The 20,324-nt window shown below is 59.8% G+C and carries 17 protein-coding genes; 2 read left to right on the top strand and 15 right to left on the bottom strand.

The genetic code is table 11. The features are described 5' to 3' along the window. Positions 1-30: 30 nt before the first annotated feature. From ACQZ45_RS12400 to ACQZ45_RS12370, 7 genes are all read right to left on the bottom strand, one after another. The gene (locus ACQZ45_RS12400) at positions 31-1,413 is read right to left on the bottom strand and encodes an FGGY-family carbohydrate kinase (RefSeq protein ID WP_065687830.1); all 1,383 of its coding nucleotides are present in this window, start codon (positions 1,411-1,413) and stop codon (positions 31-33) included. Beyond that, a complete protein-coding gene (gene rhaM, locus ACQZ45_RS12395; protein ID WP_448742261.1) occupies positions 1,410-1,733 on the bottom strand; it encodes an L-rhamnose mutarotase in 324 nt (107 codons plus the stop codon). The genes ACQZ45_RS12400 and rhaM overlap by 4 nt, the downstream gene beginning before the upstream one ends. 3 nt (positions 1,734-1,736) lie before the next feature. Beyond that, a complete protein-coding gene (locus ACQZ45_RS12390) occupies positions 1,737-2,747 on the bottom strand; it encodes an ABC transporter permease (protein WP_003511205.1) in 1,011 nt (336 codons plus the stop codon). Beyond that, entirely contained in the window at positions 2,744-3,745 is a 1,002-nt protein-coding gene (locus ACQZ45_RS12385; protein ID WP_065687828.1) for an ABC transporter permease, read from the bottom strand. Before ACQZ45_RS12385 ends, ACQZ45_RS12390 begins: the two co-directional genes overlap by 4 nt. Positions 3,746-3,758: 13 nt before the next feature. Beyond that, on the bottom strand, positions 3,759-5,294 hold the full coding sequence (locus tag ACQZ45_RS12380; RefSeq protein ID WP_065687827.1) for a sugar ABC transporter ATP-binding protein: 1,536 nt from the start codon (positions 5,292-5,294) through the stop codon (positions 3,759-3,761). Between the two features lie 208 nt (positions 5,295-5,502). Further along, on the bottom strand, positions 5,503-6,513 hold the full coding sequence (gene rhaS / locus ACQZ45_RS12375) for a rhamnose ABC transporter substrate-binding protein (protein ID WP_003511200.1): 1,011 nt from the start codon (positions 6,511-6,513) through the stop codon (positions 5,503-5,505). A gap of 48 nt (positions 6,514-6,561) precedes the next feature. Beyond that, positions 6,562-7,392: a DeoR/GlpR family DNA-binding transcription regulator gene (locus tag ACQZ45_RS12370; RefSeq protein ID WP_003511198.1), complete on the bottom strand. Its 831-nt coding sequence runs from the start codon at positions 7,390-7,392 to the stop codon at positions 6,562-6,564. A gap of 201 nt (positions 7,393-7,593) precedes the next feature. Between ACQZ45_RS12370 and ACQZ45_RS12365 the strand changes: the two genes are divergently transcribed. Together ACQZ45_RS12365 and rhaI are read left to right on the top strand one after the other, a co-directional pair. Further along, positions 7,594-9,690, top strand: coding sequence for a bifunctional rhamnulose-1-phosphate aldolase/short-chain dehydrogenase (locus ACQZ45_RS12365; protein WP_065687826.1), 2,097 nt, complete (start codon positions 7,594-7,596; stop codon positions 9,688-9,690). Positions 9,691-9,790: 100 nt separating this feature from the next. After that, positions 9,791-11,083: an L-rhamnose catabolism isomerase gene (gene rhaI, locus ACQZ45_RS12360; protein WP_003511194.1), complete on the top strand. Its 1,293-nt coding sequence runs from the start codon at positions 9,791-9,793 to the stop codon at positions 11,081-11,083. A 201-nt stretch (positions 11,084-11,284) separates the two neighbouring features. Here the strand turns inward: rhaI and panB are convergent, their stop codons facing one another. From panB to ACQZ45_RS12320, 8 genes are all read right to left on the bottom strand, one after another. Then, on the bottom strand, positions 11,285-12,124 hold the full coding sequence (gene panB / locus ACQZ45_RS12355) for a 3-methyl-2-oxobutanoate hydroxymethyltransferase (RefSeq protein ID WP_065687825.1): 840 nt from the start codon (positions 12,122-12,124) through the stop codon (positions 11,285-11,287). Further along, a complete protein-coding gene (gene panC, locus ACQZ45_RS12350) occupies positions 12,121-12,999 on the bottom strand; it encodes a pantoate--beta-alanine ligase (RefSeq protein ID WP_065687824.1) in 879 nt (292 codons plus the stop codon). The genes panB and panC overlap by 4 nt, the downstream gene beginning before the upstream one ends. Positions 13,000-13,117: 118 nt before the next feature. Further along, on the bottom strand, positions 13,118-13,894 hold the full coding sequence (locus tag ACQZ45_RS12345) for an enoyl-CoA hydratase-related protein (RefSeq protein ID WP_113291591.1): 777 nt from the start codon (positions 13,892-13,894) through the stop codon (positions 13,118-13,120). After that, positions 13,884-14,810, bottom strand: coding sequence for a hydroxymethylglutaryl-CoA lyase (locus ACQZ45_RS12340; RefSeq protein ID WP_065687822.1), 927 nt, complete (start codon positions 14,808-14,810; stop codon positions 13,884-13,886). The genes ACQZ45_RS12345 and ACQZ45_RS12340 overlap by 11 nt, the downstream gene beginning before the upstream one ends. 1 nt (position 14,811) lies before the next feature. Next, the gene (locus tag ACQZ45_RS12335) at positions 14,812-16,797 is read right to left on the bottom strand and encodes an acetyl/propionyl/methylcrotonyl-CoA carboxylase subunit alpha (protein ID WP_112674735.1); all 1,986 of its coding nucleotides are present in this window, start codon (positions 16,795-16,797) and stop codon (positions 14,812-14,814) included. Between the two features lie 7 nt (positions 16,798-16,804). Then, complete coding sequence (locus ACQZ45_RS12330) at positions 16,805-18,406, bottom strand: carboxyl transferase domain-containing protein (RefSeq protein ID WP_448742260.1); 1,602 nt, start codon at positions 18,404-18,406, stop codon at positions 16,805-16,807. An 8-nt stretch (positions 18,407-18,414) separates the two neighbouring features. Further along, positions 18,415-19,587 carry an isovaleryl-CoA dehydrogenase gene (locus ACQZ45_RS12325; protein ID WP_035199562.1) on the bottom strand — a complete coding sequence of 391 codons (1,173 nt, stop codon included), beginning with the start codon at positions 19,585-19,587 and terminating at the stop codon, positions 18,415-18,417. Positions 19,588-19,668: 81 nt separating this feature from the next. Continuing rightward, positions 19,669-20,142, bottom strand: a complete 474-nt coding sequence (locus tag ACQZ45_RS12320; protein ID WP_003500312.1) for an Lrp/AsnC family transcriptional regulator — start codon at positions 20,140-20,142, stop codon at positions 19,669-19,671. Between the last annotated feature and the right edge of the window lie 182 nt (positions 20,143-20,324).

Below are 20,324 nucleotides of genomic sequence, written 5' to 3'. Positions count from 1 at the left end.
GGATACCCGGCCGCATTTTGTCGTCTTGCGTCAAGCCAGACGGGCCTGCCATTCGCTGCGATAGGCGGGAAGCCCTGCAATGGCATCGGGAGCGAAATGACGCTCGCGGCCGGCAAGTGGTTTGATACCGGTGAGGAGTGCTGCCCCGGCACTGGTGCCTGTGGAACCGCTGACGGCGATGACCTCAGTTTCGGCAACACCTGCCAGCGCCTTGAGATAAAGCGCATTGCTGGCGAATGGCCCTTCGACCAGTATCGGGCCTTTCTGCCCGATGAGCGATAGACTGAACTCCGTCATCAGGGCGAGATAAAGCGCCGCTGCCGCGTGCCGTTCAGCAACCGTGGCATTGTCGTCGGCAATCCAGCGCGCTGTTTTGCCGGGGAAGGGGCCGGAACCGCTGACGACGCTGGGCAACAGCATCATGCCTCTTGTGAGCACGCCGCCGAGAGCGGCTTTGGTTTCTTCGTCCGGAGCAGGCCCGAATTGTTGCGTCAGCGTTTCATATTCCCTGCCGCCCATGAAGCGGGAGGAGGGAACGGGACGCCCGAGGGCATCGACATTCAAAAGCGTATCACGGGCGGGATCCAGCGTCTCCGCCGTACCGCCGATGGCGAAATTCACCACCCAGGTGCCGGTGGAGACGACCGAAAAATCACCCTGCCGCCGCAGCAGATGCGGCAGTAGCGAGGCGTTGGAATCGTGGATGCCGCAATAGACCGATATATCCGCCGAAAGCCCGGTTTCCAGCGCCACCGATTCGCGGACTGGCCCGAGTACATCGAAGGCGGAGCGCACCGGTGCCATCAAGTGCGCAATGCCCAAGCGCTCGACCAGCGATGAAAACGCCTTCAGCCGCGGATTCCACAAATCCGTATGGCAACCGAGCGAGGTCGTCTCGGTGGCCTGAACGCCGGTCAGCCGCCCCGCCCAATATTGCGCGTAGGTGACGATGCTGCGCACCCCAGCGAATTCCTGCGGAAAGGCGGTTTTCTGGAAATGGATTTGTGCGCCAAGGTTCAATCCGGCTGGAAGCGAGGGCGAGCCGGTTTCAGCAAAATCCGGCCTGATGCGGAGATAGGCTTCCGCAACGCTTGCGGGGTAGCTGTGCTCGTAATCCAGCACAGGCATGGCAAGATCGCCGTTTTCGTCAAGAAGTGCGGCAGACGCGCCATGGGTCGTGATGGAAATCGCGTCGAAACCCGGCTCTTCCGCGAACCGCCGCAGAGAGGCGAGAATGAAGCTCCAGAGCATCTCCACATCGTAATGCGGATAAATGCCGTCACGAAGGACAGGGTTGGAACGTCTGTCACCGGTTATCTCTTCGCCGTTTCGGGTGTCGATGACAACGACCTTGGCATTGGTCTTGCCTATATCGATGACCGCGACGCGGCGTGGCTTTGTCATGTCATTCATGGCAGGTGGAACACCGTCACAAGCTCAGTCGCGACAGGCGAATTATCGGGGTTGCTTTCCATGATGTCAGCCATATGCGCCCACCATTTCTTCATCACGGGATGCTCGGGCAATGCTGCCATGCCGTGGTTCTTCGGGCGGGTCAGCACGCCGAACAGGATGTCGGTTTTCGGGTCGAGGTGGATTGAATAGTCGCTCACACCCGCTTCATGCAGTAGAGCAACCAGTTCCGGCCATATCTCGTCATGGCGCCGTCTATATTCGGCTTGCTTGCCGGCGAAGAGTTTCATCTTGAAAGCGTGTTTTTCTAATTCCGGCATGGCTTAGCCTCTGATGGCGCGAAGGCGGCGCACAACGATGGGTATGGCGATGGTGATGATCAAAAGCAGGCCGACGAAGATCGACATGACGATGCCAGGCACGTTCAGAAGACCGAGGCCGAAGGTGACGAGGCCCATGACGAAGGCAGCGATGACGACACCTGCAATGGTGCCGGAGCCGCCGAGAATGGACACGCCGCCGAGCACCACCATGGTCACGACTTCAAGCTCCCAGCCTTGAGCAATCGAGGGACGGGTGGAACCGAGCCGCGAGGTGAGGCAGACGGCGGCGATGCCGCTCATCAGGCCGGTCAAAAGGAAGAGGATGAATTTGACCCGCTCGACGGGAATACCGGAAAAACGGGCGGCAAACGGATTGTTGCCGATCACGTAGACCTGCCGGCCGAAATTGGTGGCGTGCAGCAGAATGGCGAAGATGACGGCCATGGCGAGGAACAGTACGAATTCGAAGGAGATGACCGAGTACACGTAACCCTGACCGAAATAGGCGAAATCCGCCGGATATTTGCCATAGGCCTGATCACCCAGCACCATATAGGAAATACCGCGAAACAGGCTCATCGTACCGATGGTGACGACGATGGATGGCAGTTTGAGGCCAGCGACGAGAAAGCCGTTGAACGCCCCGCAGAGTAGCCCGGTTCCGATGCCGATGGCGACGAGCCCCGGCGTGCCGACACCCATCTGCACCGCCGCACCCATTGCGGTGGAGGCGAGAGCGATGATGGCGGCGACTGAGAGATCAATCTCGCCAGCGATGATCAGAAGCGCCATCGCAAAGGCGATGATCGCCTTTTCGGTGAAGTTGAACGTCGCGTCGGACAGGTTCCAGGCATTGAGAAAATAGGGCGAGGCAAACGAATTGGCGATGAAGATGAGGATCGCGACGCCGAGCAGCAGCACTTCCCAGCTTGCCAGGAGACGGCGCAACGGCGTGCCAAGCTTGTCTGGAATGATGCGCGGCTTCTGCGCCGGTTGAGAATTCGTACTCATGCTGCGGCCTCCTTGGCCTGATCGCTTGCCGCCCGGTCGCGCAGGATGAAGCGCCCTTTTCGAGCTTCGGCGCGGGCGTTGAAGACGACGGCGAGCACGATAACCACGCCGGAAATCGCCATTTGCGCGAAGGGAGAAATGCCGATGACGGGCAGGGCGTTCTTGATGACGCCGAGAAACAGTGCGCCGAGCACAGCGCCTGCCACCGAGCCAATGCCGCCGGCAATGGAGATGCCGCCAATCACATTTGCCGCCACGCTATCGAGTTCGAAACCGGCGGCGATATCCACATAGGCAACGGCATAACGCGACACCCAGAGATAGCTGGCAAGTCCTGCCAGTGCACCCGACAGAACGAAAGCCAGAAAGCGCGTGCGGCCGACATCGATGCCGGCATAGACCGCAGCGCCCGGATTACCGCCGGAAGCGTAGGCGGAGCGGCCGAAAGAAGTCCGGCTGAGCACCAGCCAGGCACCGGCGATGATGAGGATGGCGACCCAGGACAGAACCGGCATGCCGAGGATCATGGTGCGCGGCACGTTGAGGAAGGTCGGCGAAAGCTGGTGCGCATTCACCCAGCCGCCGCCCGACAGCACGAAGGCCATGCCGCGATAGATGGTGAGCGTGCCGAGCGTGACGACGATGGGCGGAATGCCGAGCCACCAGACGAGAATGCCGTTGATCGATCCCAGAAACGCGCCGATGCCGACCGCCATGGCGATGAGAAGCGGCAGTGGAATTCCCGGGAAGGCGGCATTGGTCATCGCCACTGCCATGCCGGTGAAGGCGAGGTTGGCGGCAACCGAAAGATCGATGGATTTGGTGAGAATGACCGCCATCTGGCCAAGCGCCAGGATGATGAGGATGGAGGTATCGTTGAAGATATTGACGAGATTGGCCGGCTTACCGAAACCGGGCGCTCGCAGCGCAAAGCCTGCGATCATGATGACGATGATGCCCGCCAGCAGCCATTCGCGATTTTTGAGAAAACGTTGCATGGTTTTGCCCCTCTCAGGCGTTGCCGGTGGCGGCGCGCACCAGCTTTTCCGGAGAAAAATCGGCGCGTTCGAACTGACCTGCCATCAGGCCTTCGCGCATGACGATGGCGCGGTCGGACATGCCGAGAATTTCGGGAAGTTCAGATGAAATCATGATGATGGAGAGACCTTCGGCCGCCAGCTCGCTGATGAAGCCGTGCACGGCGGCCTTGGAGCCGATATCGATGCCCTTGGTGGGTTCATCGAGAATAATGACTTTCGGCTGCGTGGCGAGCCATTTGCCGATCACCACCTTCTGCTGGTTGCCGCCGGAAAGCGTGCCGACGGGCACGGACAGGGCGGCGGCGCGCAGGTCGAGGCGTGAGGCATATTTGCGCGCCAGAGCAAATTCGTTTGCGGCGGCGAGAAAGCCCTTGCGAGAGGTGCGGGCAAGAGAGGGGAGCGACATGTTCTGGTAGATCGGCATGTCCAGCGCCAGCCCATGCCGTCCACGCTCTTCCGGCACATAAACGATCCCGGCGCGGATCGCATCCTCCGGCGAACGGATGACGAGCGGTTCGCCGTTGAGGGTAATCTGTCCTGAGGCTGGGCGCGTGATGCCGAAAAGCGACTGGCACAGTTCCGACCGCCCGGCGCCGATCAGCCCATAAAGGCCAAGAATTTCGCCTTTGCGCAGATCGAGAGAAATATCGCGAAATTCCGTCTGGTGTGAATAATTTTGCACCGAAAGAACCGTCGGGCCGAGTGTGACCTCCTGTTTCGGAAAGGCGTTCGTGACGTCGCGGCCAACCATCAGGCGCACGATCTCGTCCTGCGTGGTGGCGGCGAGATTACCCGCGCCGACCATCTTTCCGTCCCGGAATACGGCGTAATTTTCAGCGATTTCATATACTTCATCGAACTTGTGGCTGATGAACAGGATGGCCTTGCCCTGCCGCTTCAGGTTTTCAACGATGCGGAACAGATCATCGATTTCCTTGCGGGAAAGGGCGGCTGTCGGTTCGTCCATGATGACGATACGTGCCTCGACGGAAAGCGCTCTGGCGATTGCCACGAGGTGGCGCTGCGCGATGGAAAGGTCCTTCAGCCGAATGGACGGATCGATGGTGCTTTCGAGCTGTTCAAGCAGGACCCCGGCGCGCGCATTGATGGTCTTCCAGTCAATGAGGCCGAAACGGCCTTTGGGCGCATGACCGAGGAAGATGTTTTCGCCCACGGAAAGCTCGTCGAACAGCACGGTTTCCTGATGAATGGCGGTCACGCCGGCATCGATGGCATCCTGTGCGCCGTGAAAGGTGACAGGCCGGCCATCGAGAAGGATTTCCCCTTCATTCGGGCGGTAGATTCCGGTGAGAATTTTGACGAGCGTGGATTTTCCAGCACCGTTCTCGCCGATCAGCGCCGTGACCTTGCCGGGATAAAGCGCGATATCGACGCCATCCAGCGCCTTCACGCCGGGGAATATCTGGCTGATGCCGCGCATTTCCAGAATGGGCGTCGCGCTGGAAGTCTCGGTAACGTCTAAGATTTTGGTTTCAGCACGCATCATTCCGTCTTACCGGTTGGTTTTGAGTGAAGCGGCGAGAGGCACCCCCCTCTGCCCTGCCGGGCATCTCCCCCACAAGGGGGGGAGATCGGCAAGCGGATACACCCTGCCTATGGAACGAGCGGGTGCGGCATATCGATCTCCCCCCTTGAGGGGAGATGTCCGGCAGGACAAAGGGGGGTAGCCTTCGCACTGCCGGAAATTATTCAGATCAGAAAATCTTCGAGAACTGATCGATGTTTTTGGCGTCATAAATGAAGGGATCGGCCATGGCCGCTTCGCTATTTTCGCCAACCTTGATCTTGCCCATGCGGCCGGCTTCGATTTCCGAGCCCGGCTTGCCGTCTGCTTCACCCTTCACAAGGCGGTAGGCAATCTGGGTGGCGGAATAACCGAGGTCGATCGGGTTCCAGATGGCGAATTCCTTGGTTGCGCCTGATTTGATGGCGCCAGCCATCTCCGAGGGCAGGCCAAGGCCCGTCACAAAGACCTTGCCGATCTTGCCCGCATCCTTCACGGCCTGAGAGGCCGCAAGAACGCCAACCGTCGTCGGTGCGACGATGACCTTTACATCAGGATGGGAGGAAAGCAGGCCCTGTGCTTCGCGGTAGCTCTTGTCGGCAAGGTCGTCACCATAAACGGTGGTAACGAGGTTGAGGCCGGGGAAGTCCTTCAACTGCTTCTTCATCTCATCGATCCAGATATTCTGGTTCGTGGAGGTGGTGGTGGCAGAAAGGATGGCGAAATCGCCCTTGCCGCCTTCCAGGTGCGATGCGGCAAGCTGCAGGCACATCTTGCCGATCAGCGCGTTGGACGAGGGGTTGAGCTGCAGAATGCGGCCTTCAGGTGCCACGCCGGAATCCCAGGAGATGACCTTGATGCCGCGCTGCGCCGCCTTTTTCAGCGCCGGAACTACGGCGTCCGGGTCATTGGCGGAAATGGCGATGGCATCCACGCCCTGCGCGATCAGCGAATTGATGACCTCGATCTGGCCTTCCGCGGTGGTGCTGGTCGGGCCCGTATAGATGATCTCGACGCCACCGAGGTCTTTTGCAGCCTCCTGCGCGCCCTTGTTGGCGGCTTCGAAAAAGCCGTTGCCAAGTGATTTGACCACCAGCGCGATCTTCACATCGGCTGCCTGGGCAACGCCGCCAAGACCCGCGACGGAAAGCGCCGCGCTAAGTGCCAGGACGCTCGTCAATGTTCTGCGTGTAAGTTTCATGTTCCTTTTCCTCCCGTTTTTGAACCTGTTCCTCTCTTCGGTGCTTCCTCAAGCGACCGAAGAGGAATCCTCCTCATCAGGCGGGTTGGCTATCTTGCCATCCCCCGCTGCGCCGGCGATCAGCAATTCGACGCCGGCGTTTTCAACCATCCGCGCCGCCTCATCCGAAATCCCGTCATCGGTGATGATGGTCGAGACGTTTTCGAGTGGGCATAAAATCAGGCTGGATCGTTTTTTGAATTTCGAGGAATCGACCATCACGATCAGCTCTTCCGCCTGCCGCATCAGCTTCTGCTCGCTCTGGATCACCAGCGCGTCCGATTCCATGATGCCGAGTGCGCCGATGCCCTGCGCGCCGAGAAAAATTCGTCTTGCGTAAAAATTGCGGATGGCATCGTTTTCGAAGGGCGACAGGATGAGGCTTTGATCGCGATAGATCGCGCCACCCGGCACGCTGACATTGCATTTGGAATGTTTGACCAGATGCTCCGCAATCGCGAAGGAATTGGTCATCACCTGCAGCCGGCGCGCCGCCATGTAGTGCACCATCTGGAATGTGGTCGTCCCACCATTCAGGATGATCGCATCACCGTCATTACAGAGATCAACCGCCTTGCGCGCAATTGCGCGTTTCTTGTCGATGTTGACCGATTCGGACACGCGGAACGGTCGCGCGGCCAGATTACCCAACTGCGGTGGATGCACCGCTTCGGCACCGCCACGCACGCGTCGCAACTTTCCCTGAACATGCAGGGACGCGATATCCCGGCGGATCGTTGCTTCCGACGCATCCGTCAGTTCGGCAATATCCTGCACCGTCACGACAGCTTTTTCCTGTGTGGCGCTCAAGATGATGCGATGGCGTTCGCGTTCGTGCATGTGGTCCTCCTGATTGTGATTATTCGCAATCTCTTTACGTTGTCAATCAAGAACGATCAAATTAATCAATATCGCGCTGCAACATGAAAATTTATGATCGTTTTTGATTGACATTATGCTTTTGTATGCGCGATATCTGCCGTCAACGGAGGCGGGCCGATATCGGCACCCGCGAATGCAGACTTGACTTGGGAGGAAGACATGACGGGAAAATCCCGCCTTCTCGAAAGCCGTTGGGACGATGCCTATGCCAAAACGCTCGATGAGCCTGGCAAGCTGCTTTATCGCTCCAATCTGCTTGGCGCCGACAAGCGCATCACCAATTACGGCGGCGGAAACACATCCGCGAAGGTGCTCGAAACCGATCCGCTGACGGGCGAGAAAGTCCGCGTCATGTGGGTTAAAGGGTCCGGCGGCGATGTCGGGACCATCAAGCTCGATGGCTTTGCGACGCTTTATCTCGACAAGCTGGAAGCGCTAAAGGGCATTTACAAGGGTGTCGAGGATGAGGACCGCATGGTCGGCTTCCTGCCGCATTGCACTTTCAACCTCAACCCACGCGCCGCCTCCATCGATACGCCGCTGCACGGCTTCGTGCCTTTTGATCATGTCGATCATATGCATCCGGATGCGATCATCGCGATTGCCGCCTCCAAAAATTCGAAAGAACTGACGCAGCAGATCTTTGGCGATGACATCGGCTGGCTTCCCTGGCGCCGTCCCGGTTTCCAGCTAGGTCTCGATCTCGAGGCTTTCGTAAAAGCCAACCCCGAGGCCAAGGGCGTTGTGCTGGAAAGCCACGGTCTGTTTACCTGGGATAACGACGCCAAGACATGTTACGAGCTGACGCTCGCCATCATCAACAAGGCGATCGAATGGTTTGCGGCAAAGACCGAAGGCAGGACGATTTTCGGCGGTGCCGTTGCCAGGAGCCTGCCACTTGCCGAACGCCGCGCGATTGCTGCGCGGTTGATGCCGGAAATCCGTGGTCGGATCGGCCGCGAGGAGCGCAAGCTCGGCCATTTCGATGATCAGGACGCGGTTCTGGAGTTCGTCAATTCGAAGGATCTGAAGCCGCTCGGAAATCTCGGCACCTCCTGCCCGGATCATTTCCTGCGCACGAAAATCCGCCCGCTGATCCTCGATCTCGATACGGCAAATCCCGATGTGGATGCGCTGACAGCCGGTCTCGACAAGGCGCTTGAGGCCTACCGCGCCGACTACGTCAGATATTATGAGGCGTGCCGCCATGATAATTCGCCTGATATACGCGACCCGAACCCGGTGATTTTCCTGATCCCCGGTGTCGGCATGCTGTCCTTCGCCAAGGACAAGGCGACCGCCCGTATCGCCGGTGAATTTTACGTCAACGCCATCAACGTCATGCGCGGCGCTTCCACCGTGTCCGAATATCAGGGCCTACCCGAACAGGAAGCCTTCGATATCGAATATTGGCTGCTGGAAGAGGCAAAGCTGCAGCGCATGCCGAAGCCGAAAAGCCTTGCCGGACGCGTGGCCTTTGTCACCGGTGGCGCCGGCGGCATCGGCCGGGCGACGGCGGAAAGGCTGGCAGCGGAGGGCGCCTGCGTTGTTCTCGCCGATATTGACGAGGCGGCGCTGGAGGCGGCCAAGGGCGATTTCGCGAAGCGCTACAGTGCTGATGCGGTGCGCAGCGTCAAGCTGGATGTGACGCAGGAAGACGCGGTCATTTCCGCCTTTGCGGAAGCGAGCGTGGAATTTGGCGGCGTGGATATTCTCGTCTCCAATGCCGGCATCGCCTCGTCTGCACCGGTGGAAGACACGACGCTTGCCATGTGGAACAAGAATATCGATATTCTCGCGACGGGTTATTTCCTCGTGTCGCGGGAAGCATTCCGGCTACTCAGGCGTCAAAATCTCGGCGGTAACGTGGTGTTCGTCGCCTCTAAAAACGGTCTTGCCTCTTCGCCCAATGCTTCTGCCTATTGCACGGCCAAGGCGGCTGAAATCCATCTTGCCCGTTGCCTTGCTCTGGAAGGGGCGGAAGCCGGCATTCGCGTCAACACCGTCAATCCCGATGCCGTTCTGCGCGGTTCGAAGATCTGGAACGGCGAGTGGCGCGAGCAGCGCGCGGCCTCGTCGAAGATCGAGGTGACCGATCTGGAGGAACATTACCGCAAGCGTTCTATGCTGAAGCTCAATGTGTTCCCGGAAGACATCGCCGAAGCGATCTACTTCCTGGCGTCCGACGCGTCGGCCAAATCAACCGGCAATATCATCAATGTCGATGCCGGCAATGCGCAGAGCTTTACGCGGTAGGAATTTCGGCACGTCTCACCTCCGTCATCCCGGCTGAATGCCGGAATGACGGAGGGGGCGATGATCGAGCATGCACTGGACCGATTCCGGGGAGGAAGAGATGACCGACACCAAAATCGCCGCCGATGTGATCGCGGCCGAAAACGACAAGCGCGCCGCCGCGCTGAAGGACGACTACGATGCGCTGGGCAACCAGCTTGCGCGCCGCAACATCGATATCGATGCTGTCACCGCCAAGGTCGCGGAATTCTTCGTCGCTGTTCCATCCTGGGGTGTCGGCACCGGCGGCACCCGTTTCGCCCGCTTTCCGGGCGAAGGTGAGCCCCGCGGCATTTTTGACAAGCTGGATGATTGCGCCGTCATCAACCAGCTGACACGGGCGACCCCGAATGTCTCCCTGCATATTCCGTGGGACAAGCAGGACCCGAAGCGTTTGAAGGACCATGCCGACACGCTAGGTCTCGGCTTCGACGCCATGAATTCCAATACCTTCTCGGATGCACCGGATCAGAGCCATTCCTACAAATACGGTTCGCTCAGCCACACCGATGCCGCAACGCGGGGCCAAGCCGTGGAGCACAACATCGAATGTATCGAGATCGGTAAAGCCATTGGTTCCAAGGCGCTGACGGTGTGGGTGGGCGATGGTTCCAACTTCCCCGGCCAGAGCAATTTCACCAGAAGTTTCGAGCGCTATCTCGCGGCCATGGCCGATATCTACAAGGCGCTGCCGGATGACTGGCGCATCTTTTCCGAACACAAGATGTTCGAGCCTGCTTTCTATTCCACCGTCGTGCAGGATTGGGGCACCAACTACCTCATCGCCAATACGCTCGGTGAAAAGGCGTTCTGCCTCGTTGATCTCGGTCACCATGCGCCGAACACCAATATCGAGATGATCGTCTCCCGGCTCATCCAGTTCGGCAAGCTCGGTGGCTTCCACTTCAACGATTCGAAATATGGCGATGACGATCTGGATGCCGGCTCCATCGAGCCTTACCGCCTGTTCCTCGTCTTCAACGAGCTGGTAGATGCCGAACATCGTGGCGTGAAGGGCTTCCATCCCGCCCATATGATCGACCAGTCGCACAATGTGACCGACCCAATCGAAAGCCTGATTTCCAGTGCCAACGAAATCCGCCGCGCCTATGCGCAGGCGCTGCTGGTGGATCGCGCGGCTTTGGATGGCTACCAGCAAGACAACGATGCGTTGATGGCCTCCGATACGCTGAAACGGGCCTATCGCACCGATGTCGAGCCGGTTCTCGCTAAAGCAAGGCAGTTGGCGGGCGGCGCGATCGATCCTGTTGCCACCTACCGGGCGAGTGGTTATCGCAAACGGGTTGCGGCGGAACGCCCGGCTTCGGTCGGCGGCAGCGGCGGGATTGTTTAGGGGTTGGGGTTTGAGGGGACAGGCGGAGAAGCCGAGCCTACTTACAAACCTTGCCGCAAACGCGACGTCATCCTCGGCCTTGTGCCGAGGATCTGCCGACATTTCACAAAATAGATAGGTAGCAGATGCTCGGGACAAGCCCGAGCGTGACGAAGGTGAAGGTGTCCGTCACCACCTCACCAACTCCTCTGCGCCGTTCCCTCACTCCCCGGAAGGCGATTGCCTGCGGACCTGAAACGTATGCTCCGGCCCCGGAAACGCACCGGAGCGCACCTCTTCGGCATAACCTGCCGCTGCCTGTGAAACGGTCGCACCCAGATCGGCGAAACGTTTGACGAATTTCGGTTTGAAATCGGTGAAGAGACCGAGCATGTCGTCGGAAACCAGCACCTGCCCATCGCAGGCCGGTGATGCGCCGATGCCGACAGTCGGGACGGAGAGTTTTTCGGTCAATTCGCGCGCAAGCGGCTCGACGGTACCTTCCACGACAATGGCGAAAGCACCGGCCTGATCGACCGCAATCGCATCGCGCCAGATTTTCTGCGTTTCCGCATCTGAATGCCCAAGAGAGCGAAAACCTCCGGCGGTGTGGACCAGCTGCGGCATCAGCCCGACATGGCCGAACACCGGAATGCCGCGCGCCACGAGAAAGGCGATGGTTTCGGCCATTTCCTCACCGCCTTCCAGCTTCACGCCATCACAGCCGGTTTCCTGCATCAGCCGCACGGCGTTGCGGAACGCCTGTTCCTTTGATTCCTGATAGGTCCCGAAGGGGAGATCGACGATGACGCAGGCGTGTTCCACACCACGCATGACGGCGCGGCCGTGGGCGATCATCATATCCAGGGTGACGCCGACCGTCGTGTCCATGCCATAAAGTACCATGCCGACTGAATCGCCAACCAGCAGCAGGTCGCAATGCGGATCGAGCAGGCGGGCAATCGGCGTCGTATAGGCGGTGAGGCAGACGATGCGCGCACCGCCTTTCATTTGCTTGATGGAGGCTGTCGTCAGCCGCTTCTGTTTCGCGTGCGTGCTCATCGTGCAGCCTCCTGTTTGCCGGTTTTATCACGTCCGATGACGCGGTTGTCGAGAAGGCGGGTGTTGCCGACCCGCACGAACAGTGCCACCAGCACAGGCCCCGCCTGCAGCGAAACCACGGGGGCCAGCGTGTCGGGATCGCGCACCGCCACGACTTCGGGCAACGCCAGCTTCTCCTTGGCGATGAATTTTTCTATCGCCGCTTCTAAAGTGGCCGGGTCGTCGCAGCCCTCATCGTACAGCCGCTCGGCCTCATCAAGCGCGCGCGGCACAATTACGGCGGCGGCACGCTCTTCAAGGCTCAGGTAGACATTGCGCGAGGAGCAGGCGAGCCCATCCGCCTCACGTACGGTGGCGACGGGAACGACGCGGACTGGCTGGGCGAGATCGTCCACCATGCGCCGGATCAGCGTTACCTGCTGGTAGTCCTTTTCACCGAAATAGGCGGCACCCGGCTGCACGAGATTAAAAAGCTTAGTGACAACAGTCGTAACCCCGGCAAAATGCCCCGGCCGTACCGCACCTTCCAACTGGCTTCCCAGTTCCGGCACATCCACCACGGTCTGCATCGGGCGCGGATACATCTCCGTAACCTCGGGTGCGAAAAGAATGTCGACACCTGCCTCTTCCAGCAGCGCGCTATCGCGGGCGAGATCGCGGGGGTAACGGGCAAGATCCTCATTGGCTCCAAATTGCAGCGGATTGACGAAGATCGAGACCACCGTCACGTCGTTCTCCGCTTTCGCCCTGGCAACCAGCGTCAGATGGCCGATATGCAAAAAACCCATGGTCGGCACGAAGCCGACGGTCTTGCCATCGCGACGAAACTTGGCGGTCAGACCGCGCAACTCGGCGACGGTTTTTACAAGGCGCATAGGTTCTCCTCCGGCTCCCCGATCGCCCTCCGGCGAAAGGTGGTGGATAGAACTCGATTTGCCGAACGGGGTCAACGCGACTTTGGGCATTATATCGATTAAGACCTTGAGCGGTGGTTCAGGACCCGCCAGCCCAGATCGGCGGGCGTTTTCCAGCGAAGGCGTCTCTGCCTTCGCGCGCCTCCTCGCTGCTGCTGATCTTCGCGATGACGCTTTCGGCAAAGGCGAGCCGTTCACTGGCCGGCATGTCGCGCATCCTCAGCAGCGCTGCCTTTCCGGCGGCGACTGCGCCCGGCGCGTTCTGCCGCAAGCGGGCGATTACTCCCTCGATCACGCCATCGAGTTCGGCACGTGGCGCCGTGCGGTTGATGAGGCCGATGCCTTCGGCCTCTGCGGCGGTGACCGGTTGCCCCAGATAGGCCATTTCGTGGAGGCGGCTCAGCGGTATTTTGGCCAGAAGTTTCGCCGCCACCATGGCCGGGAAAAGCCCGACGCGAACTTCCGGCAGGCCGAACTCAGCATGATCGGCGGCATAAGCGAGATCGCAGGCCGCGATAAGGCCTAGCCCACCCGCCAGCACCCGGCCATTGACGCGGGCGATGACGATTTTGTTGCAGGTCTCGATAGCGCGCATCACATTGGCGATGGGGTTCGTTCCGTCTCGCGAGAGGAACATGCCACCAGCGCTTTCCTTCAGATCGGCCCCTGAGCAGAAGCTACGGTCGCCCGCCGCCGTTATCACAACGGCACGCAGGTCGCCGTCGCTGGAGGCCGTCCGGATCGCATGCGTCAAGGCGTCCGTCATCGCGGCGTTCATGGCGTTGTGGACGTCCGGCCGGTTAAGCGTCAGCCACAGAACGTCCTTGCGCTTCTCGCTCAACAGCTCACCCACCATGTGCATTATCCTCCATCTTTACGGCAAGCAGTGCTTTACCTGCGCGTGCCGCATTCGCCCTGCCGAGATGGCGACTTATCCAGTCTCCCGTTCTCGCCACCGTCATCAGGTCGATGCCGGTTTTGATGCCAAGCCCGTGCAGGAGATAAACAACGTCTTCGGTGGCGACATTGCCGCTTGCGCCCGGCGCAAAGGGGCAACCGCCGAGCCCGGCCACGGAACTGTCGAACACACAAATACCTTCCTCAAGCGAAGCCAGCACATTGGCGACGCCCTGCCCATAGGTGTCGTGGAAATGCATGGCGAGTTTTTCGCGCGGGATGCGGGTCGATACATGTTGGATGAGCTTGCGGATTTGCCCGGCCGTGCCGACACCAATCGTATCGCCGAGCGAGATTTCGTAGCATCCCATGGCGACAAGCGCTTCGGCCATCGCCGCCACATCTTCGGGTGCGACCGCGCCGTCATAGGGGCAACCGGCGATGCAGGAGACATAGCCGCGCATGCGGATGTTACGGCTGGCAGCTGCCTCCGAAACATCGCGCAGGCGCTCGAGGCTTTCGGCGCGCGAACAGGCGATATTGTGCTGGCTGAAGCCTTCGGATGCGGACACGAAAACGGCTATCTCCGTCACACCGGCTTCAACGGCGGCCTCGAAACCCTTGATATTTGGAACGAGCGCCGGATAGGCGGTATTGGGGTGTCGTTTGAGGCCTAGAAGCACCTCCTTCGACCCTGCCATTTGCGGAACTTTTTTTGGCGAAACGAAGGCTCCCGCCTCCACCGCTGCCAATCCGGCCGCAGCCAGCCGCTCGATCAACCTGATCTTGATGGCGGTGGGAACCTCAGCAGTTTCGTTTTGCAGGCCATCACGTGCGCCGACCTCGACGATCTTGACGGTTTTGGGCAAGGCCATCTCATGCGCCCTCCGGTTCGAAATCCACCAGCATGGCGCCGGCTTCGACCATATTACCTTCGGCGCAGTTGATGGCGGTGACGGTGCCTTTTGCTGGCGCACGGATAGTGTGCTCCATTTTCATCGCCTCCATCACCACAAGCGCGTCACCGGCCTCAACCGCTGCGCCCTGCTTGCTTAGAATGGCGCGGATGACGCCGGGCATCGGGGCTTCCAGACCGCCGGTATGGGTGGAGGTATCCGCTACATCGACCGGGTCGGGCTGGCTGATGCGATAGTGCTCGCCATCCAGAAAAAGCGCGTGGCCGTTATCGCTGGCAAAGAAACGGCACTGCCTTTGCCTGCCATCGACGGTCGCCCGCAGTGCGCCGTCTTGTGAGATGCTGCCATGAGCGCGGATTGCCCGCGTGCCGATCTCCAGTGAAAAACCATCTGGCTCATGTTTAACGGCGACATCGACCGGCTGTTGATCCAGGACGAAACGCAGGGTTTCCCGCGCTGGCGCATTGAGGCGGAAAGAGTTCGTATTGTTCCAAGGGCTATAAGGATCGGCCTGCGGCTTGGCCCCGTTCCGGCGTGAGAGAAGCAGGCCGAGCGTGGCCAAAGCTATTTCGTTCTCGCCCGTGGCTCCGGGGGCAAAGAGCGCCGCTTCGTTGCGGGCTATGAAGCCGGTATCGAGTTCGGCGGCGGCGAAAGCATCCAGCCCTGCAAGCCGTGTTAAAAAGGCGGCATTGCTGGTGACGCCGCAAATCGCCAGTTTTTCGAGTGCAAGACGCAGACGCCGCACGGCAGACAGACGGTCGTAATCCCAGACGATCAGCTTGGCGATCATCGGATCATAGTGCACGCTGATGGCGTCGCCGGTGCGTATGCCGCTATCTATCCTAAGGTGAGGTCCTTCTTCCGGAAAGGCGAGGTGGCTGACCGTGCCGATTGACGGCAGAAAATCATGCGTCGGGTCTTCGGCGTAAATCCGTGCCTCGATGGCATGGCCGTTGATGCGCAGATTGCCCCAGTCGTCCGGCAGCGCCTCTCCATTCGCAACACGGATCTGCCATTCTACCAGATCGAGCCCGGTAATATATTCCGTGACCGGATGCTCGACCTGAAGCCTCGTGTTCATTTCCATGAAATAGAACGCGCCGGACGGGTCGAGCAGGAACTCCACCGTTCCAGCCCCGCGATAGTCGATGGCGCGGGCGGCGGCGACCGCCGCGTCGTACATGCGTTGCCTGAGCGTATCGGGCAGGCCGGGGGCAGGGGCCTCCTCTATGACTTTCTGGTGCCGGCGCTGGATCGAGCAATCGCGCTCGAAAAGCGAAAGACAATTGCCATGGCCATCGGCAAAGACCTGCACCTCCACATGTCGCGGCCGTTCCAGATATTTCTCGATCAGCATACGGTCATTGCCGAAGGCGGCGAGCGCTTCGCGTTTTGCGCCGGCGAGTTCTGCCGCAAATTCACGCTTTTCACGGACAACGCGCATGCCCTTGCCACCGCCGCCAGCTGAAGCCTTGAGTAAAACCGGATAGCCGATGGCTTCTGCCTCGCCGGCAAGCTTTTCGTCGGCCTGATCCTCGCCGTGATAGCCGGGCACCACGGGAACGCCCGCCTTCGCCATAAGCGCCTTCGCCTCGCTTTTTCCGCCCATGGCGCGGATGGCATCGGGTGTCGGGCCGATGAAAATGATGCCGGCAGAGGCGCAGGCTTCGGCGAAACCGGCATTCTCCGAGAGAAAACCGTAACCGGGATGAATGGCTTGCGCGCCGCTTGCCTGTGCGGCGGCGATGATCTTTTCAGCATCGAGATACGACGAGCGGGCAGGTGCAGGACCGATCGCAATGGCCTCGTCGGCCAGCGCCACATGCATGGCGTCGCGGTCGGCATCCGAATAGACCGCGACGGTGCGGATGCCCATCTTGCGGGCGGTGCGGATGATCCGGCAGGCGATTTCGCCGCGGTTGGCGATCAGTATTTTTGAGAACATCGTCGCCTCACATCCTGAATATGCCGAAACGGGTGGGTTCAATCGGCGCGTTCAGCGCGGCCGACAGGCCAAGGCCGAGCACGAGGCGGGTGTCCTTCGGGTCGATGATGCCATCGTCCCACAGCCTTGCACTGGCATAATAGGGGTGACCTTCCCGCTCGTATTTTTCCCGGATCGGCTGTTTGAACGCCTCCTCGCCCTCCTTGGACCAGTGGCGGCCATCCGCCTCGATGCCGTCGCGCCGGATTTGCGCCAGAACGGATGCCGCCTGCTCGCCGCCCATGACGGAAATGCGCGCATTCGGCCACATCCACAAGAAGCGCGGCGAATAGGCGCGCCCGCACATGCCGTAATTGCCCGCACCGAAGGAGCCGCCGATAATGACGGTGAATTTCGGCACTTTAGCCGATGCAACGGCCGTAACGAGCTTGGCGCCATCCTTCGCGATACCATCAGCCTCATAGGCCTTGCCGACCATGAAGCCGGTGATGTTCTGCAGGAAAACCAGGGGAATGCCGCGCTGGCAGCAGAGTTCAATGAAATGCGTGCCCTTCAGCGCCGATTCCGAAAACAGAATGCCGTTATTGGCGACGATGCCGACGGGATAACCGTGGATATGGGCGAAACCACAGACCAGCGTCGTGCCGTAAAGCGCCTTGAACTCGTCGAATTCGGAACCATCCACCAGACGCGCGATGATCTCGCGCACCTCGAAAGGCTTGCGCGTATCGGTGGGCACGATGCCGTAAAGCTCCTCCGATGGATAAAGCGGTTCTGCGGGTTCGCGAATATCCAGCTCCACGCGTTTGCGGCGATTGAGGGTGGAGACGATCCTTCGGGTCAGCGAAAGCGCGTGGCGGTCATCGTGGGCATAGTGATCAGTCACGCCGGATTGCCGCGAATGCACATCCGCGCCACCCAGTTCTTCCGCACTCACCACTTCGCCCGTTGCGGCCTTCACCAGCGGCGGGCCGCCGAGGAAGATCGTGCCCTGATTTTTGACGATCACGGACTGGTCGCTCATAGCAGGCACATAGGCCCCGCCAGCCGTACAGCTTCCCATCACCACGGCGATCTGGGCGATGCCTGCCGCCGACATATTGGCCTGATTGTAAAAGATGCGGCCGAAATGATCGCGGTCGGGAAAAACCTCGTCCTGATTGGGAAGGTTCGCACCGCCGGAATCGACCACATAAATGCAGGGCAGGTGGTTTTCGGCAGCGATCTCCTGCGCGCGCAGATGTTTCTTGACCGTCAGCGGATAATAGGTGCCGCCTTTCACCGTCGCGTCATTGGCCACGATGACGCATTCACGGCCTGCGACCCGACCGATGCCGGTGACGATGCCGGCGGCCGGAACGGGTTCGTCGTAGACCTCGTATGCTGCGAATTGCGAGAATTCGAGAAACGGACTGCCGGGATCGAGCAGTGCCTCTATCCGGTCGCGCGCAAGCAATTTGCCGCGTGACAGATGCCGTTCGCGCGCCTTGTCGCCGCCGCCCTTGGAGATTTTTTCGACATGCTGCCGCAGGTCATCCACCAGGCCCGACATGAAGGTGACGTTGGCGGAAAAGGTGGGATCGCGGTTCAGACTGGATGTAAGCTTCATCGCATTCCTCACCCGTTGCCTTTGACCAGTTCGCGGCCGATCAGCATCCGGCGGATTTCGCTGGTGCCCGCGCCGATTTCATAAAGCTTGGCGTCCCGAAGCAAGCGACCCGCCGGGCTTTCATTGACATAGCCGGAACCGCCGAGAAGCTGGATTGCATCCAGTGCAACTCGCGTCGCCCGCTCGGCGGCAAACAGGATCGCACCTGCCGCATCCTGCCTTGTGATGCGGCCATTGTCGCAGGCGCGCGCCACGGCATAGACATAGGCGCGGGAGGCGTTCATGGCCGAATAGATATCGGCAAGCTTTCCCTGCACCAGCTGGAATTCGCCGATCGGCTTGCCGAATTGCTTGCGCTCGCGCGCATAGGGTAGCACCAGATCGATAGCCGCCTGCATAATGCCAACAGGGCCGGCAGCCAGCACCGCGCGCTCGTAATCAAGCCCGCTCATCAGCACCGTCACGCCGTCGTTCAAGCGCCCGAGGAGGTTTTCCTCCGGGACCTCGCAATCCGTAAACACCAGTTCGGAGGTGGGTGAGCCGCGCATGCCAAGCTTGTCGAGTTTTTGTGCGGGGCGAAAACCCTTGAAGCCTTTTTCGATCAGAAAGGCCGTGATGCCACGCGCACCGGCGGACATGTCCGTCTTGGCGTATACAACCAGCGTGTCTGCCTCGTGACCGTTGGTGATCCACATCTTTGTGCCGTTCAGCACATAGACGTCGCCCTTACGTTCCGCCTTCAGCCGCATCGAGACGACATCCGAGCCGGCTTCCGTCTCGCTCATGGCGAGCGAACCGACATGCTCGCCCGACACCAGCTTCGGCAGATATCGCCGCTTCTGCTCTTCCGTTCCCCAGCGATGAATCTGGTTGATGCAGAGGTTGGAATGTGCGCCATAGGACAGGCCGATGGACGCGGAAGCGCGGCTTATCTCCTCCATCGCCACGCAATGAGCGAGATAGCCCATGTCAGCACCGCCGAATTCCTCCGAAACGGTAATACCGTGCAGACCGAGTTCACCCATCCGCGGCCAGAGCTGGCGCGGAAACTGATCGTTGCGATCGATTTCTGCGGCGAGCGGCGCTATTTCATCGTCTGCGAATGCTCTTGCGCTGTCGCGCAATGCTGCGATTTCCGGGCCGAGATCGGCATCGAAAATGGCGGCGAGGTTCAAACTCATCGCGTCTCCTCCTCCGGACGGCCTTTTATCTCCGTCCCTCTCGTCAGCGGCCAGCACCTCCTCCGTGCTGGCAACTCTCATTTATGGCGCGTCACCTCCGGTGAAGGCGGCGGAACGGCGCACGAATGTCTTGATGGCGAAATTGGACTGGATGCGCGACACACCGGGAACCGTGGTCAGGAAATCCAGAAGCTGCTGATAATGCGGTAGATCCCGCACCATTGCATGAATGAGATAGTCGGAACTGCCGCTCGTCTGGTAGCCGCCCACCACTTCCGGAATGGAGGCGACATGGTGCTCGAACGTCGTCAGCGCTTCCTTGATCTGCCGTTCCAGCGTGACGGAAATGAAGACGCCCATATTGCCGAGCAGCCGGTTCTCATCGAACACGGCGGTATAACCGCGAATGATGCCTTCTTCTTCCAGCTTGCGCACGCGGCGCAGTGTCGGCGTGAAGGAAAGCCCGATCCGGGCCGCCAGATCGCGCCAGCTCACACGCCCGTCATCGCCAAGCACATGGAGAATCTTCTGGTCGAAACTGTCGAGCTCAATCATGGATCATTTGCTCTATGATATGACTAATTGTTGGATCAAAGATATCGCCAATCAAAAAACTGTCAATCAAAATAGCTTTGAAATGAATTCGAGATAGTGATAGCGTTCACGTCAGTCGCGGTCTGGAGGAGATAGCGATGACGGTCGTTCTCTCGGTGGGAGGATGACCAAGGGAGGTGAAT

The sequence above is a fragment of the Agrobacterium sp. 16-2014-1-2a genome, from assembly GCF_053522705.1.
The sequence above is the reverse complement of the archived record's forward strand: the minus strand, read 5'-3'. Positions and strand labels throughout refer to the sequence as shown.